This window comes from Geomonas terrae (assembly GCF_004791675.1).
Lineage (GTDB): Bacteria > Desulfobacterota > Desulfuromonadia > Geobacterales > Geobacteraceae > Geomonas > Geomonas edaphica.
In genome coordinates this window covers 319,474-332,183 of sequence record NZ_SRSC01000003.1, presented here as the reverse complement: position 1 = coordinate 332,183, position 12,710 = coordinate 319,474, and the positions used below count along the sequence as shown (strand labels likewise).

Sequence of the window (12,710 nt, the reverse complement as noted above, 5' to 3'; positions counted from 1 at the left end):
GGCACAAGCTTTTTTCGCCCGCGTTCGCCCCCAAAGCCCGAATTGTTGCGACACCCAAACCTCACATACCAAAACCGCTGTTTTCCTGTACCGGCCCCTGATTCGGGGAGCGGGACCGGGAGCGAGCCGCCGTATTCCAGCCGCTGCCCCCAGCCCCTTGACCTTCTCTTTTTACAGCACCTTGACCTTGGTGATCTCGGCGCCTTCCGGGTCCACGGTGTGGACGGCGCAGGCGATGCACGGGTCGAAGGAGTGAATGGTACGCAGCACCTCGAGCGGTTTGCTCGGATCCGCGATCGGGTTCCCCATGAGGGACGCCTCGTAGGGGCCCATTTCGCCCTTCTCGTTTCTCGGCGCCGCGTTCCAGGTGGAGGGAACGACGGCCTGGTAGTTCTCGATCTTCTTGTCCTTGATCACGATCCAGTGCGACAGGGTGCCGCGCGGCGCCTCGTGGAAGCCGACGCCCCTGTACTCCCCTTTCGGGATCACGGTGTGGTTCGCGTAGGTCTGGTCGCCGGAGCCGATGTTGGCGATCAGCTTGTCCAGGTTCTCAAGCGCCAGGTCCGCCATGACGTGGGCACGCGCGCCGCGGCAGTAGAGACGGCCCATGGTGGAGTGGATGTCCTTCATGGAGATGCCGAGGGTGGAGACCGCGCCGTCGACGAGCTTTTTCACCTTCGGGTTGCCTGCGGCGTATGCCGCCATGATCTGGGCCGGCGGGCCGACCTGGACCGGCTTGCCGTCGAGGGTCGGCGCCTTGCACCAGGAGTACTTGCCGTTTTCCTTGAAGTCGGTGTAGTCCGGCTTGGTCTCGCCGTCCCACGGGTGCAGCGTGCCGTTACCTTCGTACCAGGCGTGGGTGACGTTCTCCTTGATGTTCTTGATCAGGTAGTCGTCGCGGTGATCCTTCACCATCCTCATGCCAGCGATGTTGCCCGCCATGACGATACCGCCCGGCAGCTGGAACTTGGTGTTCTTGGTGTCTTCCGGGAATTCCGGCACCGCCATGTAGTTGGTGACGCCCGCGCCGTATTTGAACCAGTCCTTGTAGGCGCCCGCGATGGCGAGGAGGTCGGGGTAGTACACCTTCTGCACGAAGTCGCGGGTCTCTTCCATGAGGGTCTTCAGGTAGATGAGACGCTCCACGTTGAGGGTCGCGATGTTTTCGGTGTTGATGGCGGTGGCAACGCCCCCCACGACCAGGTTCTGGATGTGCGGGTTCTTGCCGCCGAGGATCGCCGTCGCCTGGGAAGCCTTCCTCTGGTAATCGAGGGCCTTCAGGTAGTGGGCGACCGCCATCAGGTTGACCTCCGGGGAGAGCTTCATCGCCGGGTGGCCCCAGTAGCCGGTGGCGAAGATGCCGAGCTTGCCGCCGGCGACGAACGCCTTCAGCTTGTCCTGTACCGCCTTGAACTCCTTCTCGGAGTTCCCCGGCCAGTCGGAGATGCTCTGCGCGATCGCCGCGGTCTTCTTGGGATCGGCCTTCAGCGCCGAGACGATGTCGACCCAGTCGAGCGCCGAGAGGTGGTAGAAGTGGACGATGTGGTCCTGCACCGAGTGCTGGGCGATCATGATGTTACGGATGTACTGGGCGTTCAGCGGCACCTCGACGTCGAGGGCGTGCTCTACGGCACGGATCGAGGAGATGGCGTGCACCGTGGTGCAGACGCCGCAGAAACGCTGCACGTAGCTCCAGGCGTCCTCCGGGGCGCGCCCCTTGAGGATGACCTCGATGCCGCGCCACATCTGGGCGGAGGACCAGGCGTTGGTTACCTTGCCGCCGTTTGCTTCGACATCGATCCTCAGATGTCCTTCGATTCGGGTGATGGGATCAAGCGTGATTCTAGACATTTATTCCTCCAAAAGGCTAATTGCTTAATTAAATCGTTGGATTAGTGAGCCGCGGCCTCGGACTGCGGAAGCGGCTTGGACTGCTCGCCCTTGTGCTTCTTCGCGTGCCCCTTCTTCTTGTGCGCGGCGTGCAGATCCATGTTCGGCAGGACCGGGAACAGGGCGACGAAGACCTTGTAGCCGAGGATCTCCAGGGCTACGATGCCGACCGTTATCATGATCTCGGCGAAGGAGGGGAAGTACTTCCACCCCTGGCCCGGGTTGAAGCCGATGAGATACACGTTGAAGCGGTAGAGGGCACCCCCGAGGACGATCATGGAAGCGGAGATGAAGAGCCAGCGTGCCGACCTTCTGCATTTTTTCACGAAGAGGATAAGCGAGCCGCCGGCGACCAGCACGAACTCGGTCATGAACCAGCCGGAGTAGAAGTCCCCCTTCAGCGCCGCGGCGATCTGGTTTCTGTGTGCGAGATCGCCGATGACGACGCTCAGCCAGATCACGGTCACGAACGGGATCAGGCTGGCGAGGCCCGAGAGTTCCTCGATCTCGAAGGGACGCTTGAAGGAGTAGCTCGAGATGATCGACTCGAGGATGGCGATGGAGTAGCCGATGAAGATGCAGTTCAAGAGGAACAGAAGCGGCAAAAAGCCCGTGTGCCAGAGCGGATGCAGCTTGGTCGAGGCGATGAGAAGGAGGCTCCCCAGCGAGGACTGGTGCATGGTCGGCAGCGTGATCCCCAGGACGATGAAGAAGATGAGGACCTTGTTCAGGCGCGGCTTGAGCCAGAGCGCACCGAGGCGCACCATCTCGAGCTTGTCCTCCATGGTCTTCTTGTCCGGCGCGAAACGCGGGTGGAGCCAGTTGCGGATCGCGTTCATACGGTCCCACTTGCTCTGCTCGATCGAGGTGAGGATCGCCGGGAGGAACTCGAGGATGAGCACGGTTGAGTAGGCCATGACGCAAAGGGCTACCTCGAACATGGCGGAGTTCGCCTGCCACTTGCTCGGGATGAAAAAGTTGTACGCGTTCCAGGGGCGGCCCAAGTCGACCATGACCGAGAAGCCGGCCAGGCCGTAGCCGAACATGGAGGTGAGGATCGCGGAGCGGATCATCGGGTGGTACTGCATCCTGTTACGGATGTAGACAAGGATCGCGACCGCGTAGCCGCCGCAGGCGATTGCGGTGCCGGTGGCGACGTCGTAGGTGATCCAGATGCCCCAGGGGTAGCCGTCGCTCATGTTGGAGACGGCGCCGATCCCTTTTACGTAGCGCACGCCGACGAAGTAGAAGCCCAAGAGCACCACGGAAAGGAGGATGAAGAAGGATTTGGTAAAGATCTTACCTTCCAGCTTTTGATATTCTTCGCTGTGACCCATTACTTGTCCCCCTTCTTGTGATCGTCGTCGTGGCTTTCGTGCTTCTTCATGTTCTTAACCGCGATGAAGCAAAGGGTGCTGTAAAGCGCCACCGGGGCGATGAACCCCTTGTAGATGGTGTGCTGGATCTTCTCGGAGAACTCGGCCGGTGCCTCCGGCTTGATCTCGGGGAGACCTAGCTTATTGAACGGCATGGACGCGAGGTAGAGGTGGTTGGTCCCCCCCCCTTCGTGCTCGCCGTAGACGTGCTGCACGTACTTGTCCGGCGCGTCCTTCAGGCGCTGATGCGCCTCGTCGAGGAGATCCTTTCTCTTGCCGAACTTGATGGCGCCAGCCGGGCAGACCTCGGCGCAGGCGGAGATCCCCTTCTCGCGCAGGTTGGTCGACTTGCAAAGGTCGCACTTGACGATCTGCGGCACCGCCTTTTCCCACTGGAACTTCGGGATGTTGTACGGGCAGGCGATCTGGCAGTAGCGGCAGCCGATGCAGGTGTTCTTGTTGTAGTCGACGATGCCGGAGACCTTCTCCTTGGTCATGGCCGAAACCGGGCAGACCGAAACGCAGGAAGGCTTCTGGCAGTGCATGCAGGAGTACTTCACGTAGCTCCAGCGCTGCTCGCTCTCCTTGAAGAGCTTGATGAGGGTACGGGTGGAGCCGGAGAGGTCGCTCGGCGCATCCCACAGGCCGTCCTCGTCGAACTTCGCCTTCTCGTAGGAGAGTGAGCCGTAGTCGTGGTTCACCCTCTTGCAGGCGGACATGCACGCCTTGCAGCCGACGCACTTGGTGGCGTCGTAGAGCATGCCGAGCTCCTCGTTGTTCACCTGGAGCCCCTCGTTGGCAAGTGCGTTACCCGCGCCGCAGGCCAGAAGACCCGCGCCGGTGGCACCGGCCAACTTGAGGAAATCGCGTCTACTCGTCTTTTTCATGGCCACCCTCCTGCGCATCCCCCGGAAGCTTCTTGGCGAGCATCGCGCCGGCGCCAAGAGCCGCACCGGCGGCAAGGCCGACGAAGCCGGTGGTCAGCGGATCCGGCCCTTTGCCTTTCTCTTTCAGATCGACCGGAGCGTAGCTGTCGAACGGGGTCGGCTCGTGGATCTGAACCTTCTCGGCGATCGCCGTCTTGAAGAGAAGATCCGGCTCGGTGCAGCCGATGCAGGGGTGACCGATGGATACCGGCCAGACGCCGACGTCGTTGAAGCGCTGGACAGAGCAGTTGGCGTAGGTCGCCGGCCCCTTGCAGCCGAGTTTGTAGAGGCAGTACCCCTGGGCGTGGGTCGGGTCGCCGTAGGCCTTCGCGAAGCGGCCGGCGTCGAAGTGCGGACGCCTCTCGCAGTGCTCGTGGATCCTCCTGCCGTAGGCGAACTTCGGACGCCCCAGGGCGTCGAGCTCGGGGAGCTTCTTGAAGGTGAGGTAGTAAAGGACGGTGGAAAGGAAGTTGTACGGGCTCGGCGGGCAGCCGGGGATGTTGATGATCGGCTTGTCCTTGATGATGTCCCTGACGCCGACCGCGCCGGTCGGGTTCGGGGAGGCAGCCTGGATGCCGCCGTAGGAGGCACAGGTACCGATGGAGATAATCGCGGCGGCGCCTTCGGCCGCGTGCTGCAGCGACTCGAGTGCGGTCTTGCCGGAGACCTTGCAGAAAATGCCGTTCTGCTTGGTCGGGATGGCCCCCTCGACGACGAGGATGTACTTGCCGTGGTTGGCCTTCATGGAGTCATGCAGGGCCTGCTCGGCCTGGTGACCGGCGCCGACCATGAGCGTCTCGTGGTAGTCCAGCGAGATCATGTCCAGAATCAGCGACGCGATGGTCGGGTGGGAGGAGCGCAAAAGCGACTCCGAGCAGCCGGTGCACTCCTGGAAGTGCAGCCAGATCACCGCAGGGTTGCCGTTTTTCTCAACGGCCTCGGCCACCTGCGTATGCATGGCGAAGGGGAGCCCCATCATCGCCGTTGCGGTGACACAGGCCTTCATGAAGTCCCTGCGGGTTACCCCATCGCAAAACATCTCTTCTTTCATAACAACCCTCCTCGAGATAAATCGAACCGGCACGTATACGGCAACACCCGTGCCAATCCGGTAAACATTTTTCGCAAGGAGAAGCTTCCGAAATCATTGAACAAAAAAAAGGGCGCCCGCGATACCCTCTCGCGCGGCGCCTCCTTTTGCTTCATTTTGTTGCGTACTTCTGTCCCGACTTTGTATCATTTTGACCCAAAACCGGTCAGAAGGGATCACTCCAGCTCGAGCTCCTTCACCCTCAACTCCTCGCCGGAAACGACGGTGAGACCGAAGGCGCCGCAGTCCGGGCACGGGGCGAAAAGGCTTAGCATGGGGAACTCGCCGTGGCAGTCCGGACAGCTCCCGCGACCGGAAACCCTCTCTATGCTGAGCTTCGCCCCTTCAAGGAGCGTACCCTTCGTGCACGCCTCGAAGCAGAATTCGACGCTCTCCGGCACCACCCCCGAGAGTTCTCCGATCTCCAGGACCACCTCGACCACCTTGCGCCCGGTCGCGTGAACCTCGCATATTTCCACCATGCTCTGGGTTATGCTCATCTCGTGCATCGCCCGCCTCCCGTTTAAAAGTGCAAGGACTATAGCAGATCGCGCCGGCGCGCAAAAGGGGGCTTTTCAGGTGGTGCGGGCCTGCAGGGTGAAGTAGAAGACGGCCCCTTTGTCCACCTCCCCTTCAGCCCAGATCTTGCCGCCGTGGCGGTTTATGATGCGCTGCACCGTGGTGAGGCCGATGCCGTTGCCCGGGAACTCGCTCGAGCTGTGCAGCCGCTGGAAGGCATGGAACATCCGCTCCGCATTGGCCATATCGAAGCCGATGCCGTTGTCCTTGAGGAAACAGGTGCCGTCCTCGCCCCCCTCCCACGCGCCGAACTCGATGCGGGCTACCTCCCGCATCTGTGTGAACTTCCACGCGTTTCTCAAAAGGTTTTTCATGGCGATCTCGAGGAGGTTGTGGTCGCCGAAGGTGCAGATCATCGGCTGGATCACGAACTCGACACGGCGCTCGGGATTGCCAAGCTGCAGGTCGGTGGCGGTCTCTCTCATGATCTCGGAGAGGTCCACCACCTCCTGTTTCAGGTTCTGGTAGGAGAGCTGGGAGAGCTGCAAAAGCGCCTCGATCAGTTCGTTCATGTGCTGCGACGACTTGAAGATCCTCTCGAGGTAATCCATGCCGTCGAGATCGAGCCTCCCGGCATACTGTTCCTGCAGGGCGCGGGTGAAGCCGCATATCCTCCTTAAGGGGGCGCACAGGTCGTGGGCCACCGAGTAGTTGAACGCCTCCAGATCGCGGTTGATCGACTCGAGCCTCTCGGTCTGCTCGGTCAAAAGACGCTCCACCTGCTGGGTCAGGAGGCTGATCTCCTCGTTGTTCGGACGGTCGAGGAGCATGTTGCGGATCGTTTCCAGCGAGGTGTGCACCGCGGACTTCAAGTCGACGGCGTACGACGCGTTCAGCATGCTCGATGCTATTTCCTTGTCTATGGTCAAAAACCGTCCCTCCCCGTTATGCCTTTTATCCTTGAACATGTCGGTCATGGGGCACCCCCTTTATGACCCGGACCCGGGCGGCTACCAGGCCCCCAAGCCCCCAAGCTTACCCGACCGGTTGCACCGAAGCGTCCGCTTCCCCCGCCGGATGTTTCCCGTTTCCCAAGCGGTTCCCGCCGCAGCGCGAGCGGTCCGCTTCTTACATACAGCAGCAACCGTGCCGAACCTCTCCGCGTGCGGATTTACCTGTAATTCCAACGCGATGCGGAGGGGCGGGCCAAAGGAGATGTGGTTGCCCCCCGCAACAAAGGTTTACATCATCAGTGCCGGTGCCCCGGAGCCTTTGCCGGAAGCGGTTTGCGGAGGGACAACTTTCGTGGCAGGTGCAACGTCCGTTGCAGGCGAATCACGCGGAGGTCGGCTTTCTTCTCAGCCGATTGTTCAGAGCCTGCCTGGAGATGCCGAGCAGGGTGGCAGCCTCACCCTGGTTGCCGTTGGACATGCGCAGCGCCTCGCTGATCAGCTGGCTCTGCGCCTGCTTGATGCTGGGGAAGCCGTTGAAGGTCACCGTCACGACCTCCTGCTCCTCATCCGTGCGCAGTTCCGCCGGCGGGAGGTCGATCCTTGAGCGGAACCCGTTGAGGGAGAGGGCCCCCTTCTCGTGGAGCGCCACCGCGTCGTAGACCATGGCCTGCAGCTCCCGCACGTTGCCGGGGAAATGGTACTGCTGCAAAAGGCGCGACAGCTCCACCGGGTACCAGGGCTTCGCCTTCCCCATCTCCCGTGCCGCGAGGGTGACGAAATGCTCCAGCAGCATGGAGATATCCCCTTTCCTTTCCCGCAGGGGAGGGATGTGGATCCGGTGGCAGCTAAGTCGGTAGAAGAGGTCCTCGCGCAGCCGCCCCTGCTCGAGAAGGAGCTTCGGTTCGCGGTTCGTAGCGACCACGATGCCTGCGTCGGACTTGGCAACGGTGTCGCTTCCCAGCGGAAGGTACTCGTGTTCCTGGATGAGCCTCAAAAGCTTCACCTGCGAGCTCTCGCTCAGATCACCGATCTCGTCCAGAAAGAGGGTTCCCCCCGAGGCCCTGCGGATGAGCCCCTCGCGGTGCTCCTGCGCACTGGTGAAGGCCCCCTTGCGGTGCCCGAACAGCGTGTCGGAAAAGACGGCGTCGTCCACCCCGGCCACGTTGACGGTGACCATGGGCCCCTTCTTTCCGGAGCAGCGGTGCACCGCCTCCGCGAAGAGCTCCTTCCCCACCCCGGTCTCGCCGGTGATGAGAACCGGCTGACCGCTGTGCGAGATGGCCTGAACCCGCTTCAGGAGCTTCAGCATCTGGCGGTCCTCGGTGACGATGTCCGGGAAAGGCATGCGCCGGTTGCGCAGCCGCGTCTCGTCCGCAGTGATGCCGAGGGCGCGGTCGATGGCGCAGAGAAAGGTCGCGTTGTCGAGCGGCTTCAACAGGTAGTCGCAGGCGCCCGCCCGCATGCAGGCAACGGCCTGACCGATCTCGGCCACTCCGGTGATGATTAGCACGGGGAGGTGCGGAAACTCCTCGACGAGATTTCGCAGCAGCTCGGCGCCGTTCACCGTGGGAAGGGCCAAGTCCAGCACCACCGCGGCCGCATCCTCGCGCCGCAGGAAGGGGACCAGCGCATTTCCGTCCTCGAAGACGACCATAGGCCCCACACCGTGCCCTTTGAGCAGCGTGCGGTAGACCTGCAGCATCTCTCGGTCGTCATCCACCACCACTACCGGTAGCGTTGCGTCGTTGCTTTTCATGACGGTCCTCTCGCGAGCGTCGCTAGACCTGAAAGTAGAGGGTGCCCCCCTTTCCGGCCTGCTCCGCGCTCCAGATCCTGCCCCGGTGGAGGTTTATGATGCGCTGTACCGTGGCGAGACCGATGCCGCAACAGATGCGCTCACCCTGCCCTTTCCCGTCCGGCTCTCCCGGCGCCTCGGCGTCCCTTGGGCCGTTGTCGCTCACGTAAATGCTCCGCTCGCCGCGCACCTGCGCCGTGCCGAACCTGATCACCGGATGCTTGACCCCCATGGTCGAGTGCCAGGCGTTCTCAAGGAGCTGCTCCATGGCAAGGCGGAGCATCTCTTTGTCGCCGGTCACCGTCACCCCGTCCTCGATGCGGAAATCGACGGGGCGACGGGCGGCACCCGAGAGCTGCGCCGCGATCTCGGCGGCCATAGCGCTCAGGTCGACCTCGACGGGCCGGATACCGGTCACGGTCAAGGCGGTCATGCGCTTAAGCGCCGCGATCGGGCCGGCAAGCTCGGCTGCGGCTTTCTCGATGTCCAGCAGGAGCTCCCGGCACCCCGGCGCCAGTTGGGGGGCGTGAAACTGCTTGAGACCGCTGCAGTCGCCGCTGATCCTCGCGAGCCTGCCGGCGAGATCGTGGCTGATCGCCTGCCCGAGGGCTTCCAGCTCCGCGGTCCGCACTTCCAGCTCCTCCCTTGCGGTACGCAGGGCCGGCTCCGCCACCCTCGGCGTGACGTCGATGCCGAGGATCCAGTTGGCCCAGCCGTTCACCGGAACATAATGGGAGATGTTGGACCAGGAGACGAGTCGCAGCGAGCCGTCCTTGCAGCGCAGGCGCCACTCCCTCCCCCGGTAGTCTCCCCCCTCGCGCGGGTGGTGGACGACGACCTCCTCACGCTGCTCGGCCTCGACGTGGAGCAGCTCCAGCATCGCCTTTCCCATCACATCTTCGCCGCGAAATCCGGTGACCCGCTCGAACTCGTGGTTGCACGCGGCAAGCCGATCGCCGCTGTCGAAGGCGAGCATGATGGCCGGGAGATGCTGCAGGATGGTGTACTGGCGCCTGCGGTTGGCGAGGAGCGCCTCGTCCTTCTCCTGCATCTCCTTCTCGGTCGCCCTCAGGGTGTCCTCCTCCTGCCAGTTTTCGTAAATCTTCTTGGCGAGGGCGGAGTAGGCCTGCTCCAGCTCGTTTTTCAGGCGCTCCCCGTCGTCGATGACCGCGGTCAACCGGTGCGAGGCGGCGAAAAAGGTGTCGAGCTCGCTCAGGACCGGTGCGCGCATCCCCACCGGAAGATGGAGCGGGTTTTCGCAGACCCTGCCGCTGCAGATGAGGGAGGGGTGTATCCGGGCCAAGTCGAGCAGCCTCTCGTCGCCGAAGCTCCTGCGGTCGTACAGGCAGAGCAGCGCGGTCTCGTTGGCCGCGGCGAAGGCGGTCAGGTTGCGCTCGAAGTGGTGCAGCATCTGCTGCGACTTGGTGTCCCTGAGCGCCCAGGACATGTCACATACGATGCGGGTTCCGCTGAAGCCGTCGGAGGCTGCGCCCGAGCAGATATCCCCCAGAAGTTCCATGATGCGGTCCTGCTTCAAGGCTCCACCACGAAGCCAGGTCTGCCTGAGCGGCAGCAGGATCAGGGCCCCGGAGTCTTCCTTGTTGCCATCCACCGCGTTTTGCAGTACCTCCTCGAGCCGCTTCTCGGCTGCGTGCAGGTAGACGCAGCGTTCACCGAGCGACAACCCTCCCTGGATGAACGGGAGCACCGCGCCCAGCAGTTCCTCATCGTCGCGGTACATGAGACAGAGGTGGTCATGCACGTTGACGACGCCGATATCGGTGATTTCCACAAGGGATTTTTCTTCTTCCATCCCGGTCATCTCCTCGTGCGCGGCATACATTAAAAAACACCAACACAATATACTGGAATCGTCCGGCATTGCAATAACGCAAGCGGCGATTTTCGCACCGCCGGCGGGCGAAAGGCCTATGACAAGCGCGGTTTTTTGACCGAGATCAAGGATGCGGTACGGCGGGCGTGGTAGCGTGCCCCTCGCGTTTCAATTCAAGGCAACACGGGAGGAAGGATGTGCGATTGCGGATCGGGTAATTCCAGAGGGGGTGGGCCCTACGCCACCGGCAGGGAGTTGGTGGAGTTCGTGCTGGCGGCACACGGCGGACGGGTGGCATGCTCGCCGCTGCCGAGCGCACTCCAGGTGGAGTGCCAGGAGTGCGGCAAAGACTTCGTGCTGCGGACCTTCGTGCAGGGGTGTCCCTCCTGCGGCGGGGTGCACGCGATCTCCCCGCCGAGGGCGAGCGACCCGGCGGCGGTGCAGTATGCGGGCGCTGATTTCGGCGTCGCGGCCTAAGGCGAGATAAAGGAAGAGGGTGCCGGCCTTAGCGGCGCGGCGCCCGTTTCCGCCCTCGCTGCGGCAATCCCTCGGGACGTGACTCAAGGCGCGCCAGGTACACCACGTGCCTCAAGCCGCCGCGCCCGGGACGCTCACAGCTCACCGCGAAACCGGCCTGGCGCAGGCGCTTGTCGAAGCCCTGGTCGTAGTTTTCACCCCAGACGGCGAAGACCCCACCCGGCTTCAGCGCCCCCTTGGTGAGTTCGACCGCGATCTCGCCGTAGAGGGGGTCTATGATCTTGTCGGTCTTCGCGTGCGGACCGGTGTACAGATCGAGGACGATGGCGTCGAAGCGGCTGTTACCCATGGCGCTTCTCCTGATCACGTCGGCCACGTTGGCGATCTCCACGGTGACGCGCGGATCGGAGGCGGCCCCGGCGGTGATCGGCGCAAGCGGGCCGCGGCACCACTCCAGCACCACGGGATTGAGTTCCGCTACCAGGACGTCGGCCCGCTGCGGCATCTGGTCGAGGACCGCCCGGAGCGTGATCGCCATGCCGAGCCCTCCCACCAGCACCTTCGGGGCCTGCGCCTCCTTCAGGTGCCCGCAGGCCACCTCCCCGAGCGCCACTTCGGAGCGGTGCAACGAACTGTTCATCAGCACGAGGCCGTTTACCGTTATAAGAAAATCGCGCTCACCGCGCTGCCTCAGTTCGAGGGTACCGTCCGCGGTCTGCACGCTCTGCAATACTTTCCATGGCTGCGCCATCTGTTTACCTCTTCTCCTTGTTGCTTCTCCAACTGCGCTTTAGCGCCTCTTCCTCCAGGGCCTCCACCTCTGCCAGGAGCACGAGGTAGGTGCGGTAGCGCTCCTCGCTGATCCCACCCGCATCCATCTCCTCCCGGACCGCGCACCCCGGTTCCTGCCGGTGCCGGCAGTCGTTGAAACGGCAGTGGTGCGCCTCCAGGGACTCGAAACCGGGGAACCGCACGGCAAGCTCCGGGACGGTGATGTCCACGAGGCCGAAATCGCGGAAACCCGGGGTATCGACCAGCTCACCCCCATCGGGAAGTGCGTGCAGCGAAGAGACCGTGGTGGTGTGCTTGCCGGTCCAGTTGTAGTCCGACAGCTCCCCGACCTTCAGGTTCAACTCCGGGCAGAGGGCGTTCATGAGCGAGCTTTTCCCGACCCCGGTGGTGCCGACAAAGGCACCGCGGTGCCCGTCGCTTAGAAAGGCGCACAGCGGGGCGATCCCCTCGCCGGTCGCTGCGCTCAGCGTGAAAAAGGGGAGTATGCCGCCGTAAACCGCGCGCACCCCCTCACCCAGTTCCCGCGCCTCGGGTAGATCGCACTTGTTGATGACGATGAAGGGGGAGAGCCCCGCGGCCCGGGAGGCGACGATGGCGCGATCCAGGAATCCCGGCGGGGTGCCGGGTGCGAGGACCACACCGAGGACATCCAGGTTGGCGGCGACCAGGTGGATGCCGCCGCGGGCGTCGCGTCTTGAGAGCTCGGTCTTCCGCGGCAGCCGCGCCAGCACCTCACCCTCGACCGTCACATGGTCGCCTACCACGTGGCCCGAGTTGCGCTTCACCTTCACCATGCGACGCTCGCCGCTTGCGAAGAGCACCTCGACCGCCACGCCGAAATGGGAGACGATGAGGCCTTCTTCGCCCCTTTCCCTCCCCTGTTTTCCCTTGCTCCCCATACCCCTCCAGTGCGCCGTTTCGGGCGGTTGTCCCGGCTTTGCCGCCCGGGCCGAGCCCGAGAGTACGGCAGGAGACGGATCGTTGTCAACAAAAGCGTGGAACAGCCGATAAGTGGAGCAACGTACTGTTGACAGCGTGCGGCTTATGAACGATATTTT

Annotated in this window: 11 protein-coding genes; 1 reads left to right on the top strand and 10 read right to left on the bottom strand. The window is 63.1% G+C overall.

The genetic code is table 11. The features are described 5' to 3' along the window. Positions 1–171 precede the first annotated feature (171 nt). From E4633_RS13230 to E4633_RS13195, 8 genes are all read right to left on the bottom strand, one after another. A complete protein-coding gene (locus tag E4633_RS13230) occupies positions 172–1,851 on the bottom strand; it encodes a nickel-dependent hydrogenase large subunit (RefSeq protein ID WP_135870772.1) in 1,680 nt (559 codons plus the stop codon). A gap of 41 nt (positions 1,852–1,892) precedes the next feature. Further along, positions 1,893–3,227 (bottom strand): Ni/Fe-hydrogenase cytochrome b subunit, encoded by a 1,335-nt coding sequence (hybB, locus tag E4633_RS13225; RefSeq protein ID WP_135870770.1) that lies wholly within the window; start codon positions 3,225–3,227, stop codon positions 1,893–1,895. Next, on the bottom strand, positions 3,227–4,153 hold the full coding sequence (hybA, locus tag E4633_RS13220) for a hydrogenase 2 operon protein HybA (protein ID WP_135870768.1): 927 nt from the start codon (positions 4,151–4,153) through the stop codon (positions 3,227–3,229). Before hybA ends, hybB begins: the two co-directional genes overlap by 1 nt. After that, positions 4,137–5,243: a hydrogenase small subunit gene (locus tag E4633_RS13215; RefSeq protein WP_135870766.1), complete on the bottom strand. Its 1,107-nt coding sequence runs from the start codon at positions 5,241–5,243 to the stop codon at positions 4,137–4,139. Before E4633_RS13215 ends, hybA begins: the two co-directional genes overlap by 17 nt. Positions 5,244–5,458: 215 nt before the next feature. Then, complete coding sequence (gene hypA, locus E4633_RS13210; protein ID WP_135870765.1) at positions 5,459–5,791, bottom strand: hydrogenase maturation nickel metallochaperone HypA; 333 nt, start codon at positions 5,789–5,791, stop codon at positions 5,459–5,461. 66 nt (positions 5,792–5,857) lie between these two features. Further along, the gene (locus tag E4633_RS13205) at positions 5,858–6,778 is read right to left on the bottom strand and encodes a sensor histidine kinase (protein WP_135870763.1); all 921 of its coding nucleotides are present in this window, start codon (positions 6,776–6,778) and stop codon (positions 5,858–5,860) included. Between the two features lie 358 nt (positions 6,779–7,136). Next, on the bottom strand, positions 7,137–8,510 hold the full coding sequence (locus E4633_RS13200; RefSeq protein ID WP_135870761.1) for a sigma-54-dependent transcriptional regulator: 1,374 nt from the start codon (positions 8,508–8,510) through the stop codon (positions 7,137–7,139). 22 nt (positions 8,511–8,532) lie between these two features. Continuing rightward, entirely contained in the window at positions 8,533–10,362 is a 1,830-nt protein-coding gene (locus tag E4633_RS13195; protein ID WP_135870759.1) for an MEDS domain-containing protein, read from the bottom strand. Between the two features lie 216 nt (positions 10,363–10,578). On the opposite strand from E4633_RS13195, the gene E4633_RS13190 reads away from it, so the two are divergent. Beyond that, a complete protein-coding gene (locus E4633_RS13190) occupies positions 10,579–10,860 on the top strand; it encodes a hypothetical protein (RefSeq protein WP_135870757.1) in 282 nt (93 codons plus the stop codon). A gap of 28 nt (positions 10,861–10,888) precedes the next feature. Here E4633_RS13190 and E4633_RS13185 read toward each other — a convergent pair whose 3' ends face one another. Together E4633_RS13185 and rsgA are read right to left on the bottom strand one after the other, a co-directional pair. Beyond that, complete coding sequence (locus tag E4633_RS13185) at positions 10,889–11,611, bottom strand: spermidine synthase (RefSeq protein ID WP_135870755.1); 723 nt, start codon at positions 11,609–11,611, stop codon at positions 10,889–10,891. A 4-nt stretch (positions 11,612–11,615) separates the two neighbouring features. Then, on the bottom strand, positions 11,616–12,551 hold the full coding sequence (gene rsgA, locus E4633_RS13180) for a ribosome small subunit-dependent GTPase A (RefSeq protein WP_135870753.1): 936 nt from the start codon (positions 12,549–12,551) through the stop codon (positions 11,616–11,618). Between the last annotated feature and the right edge of the window lie 159 nt (positions 12,552–12,710).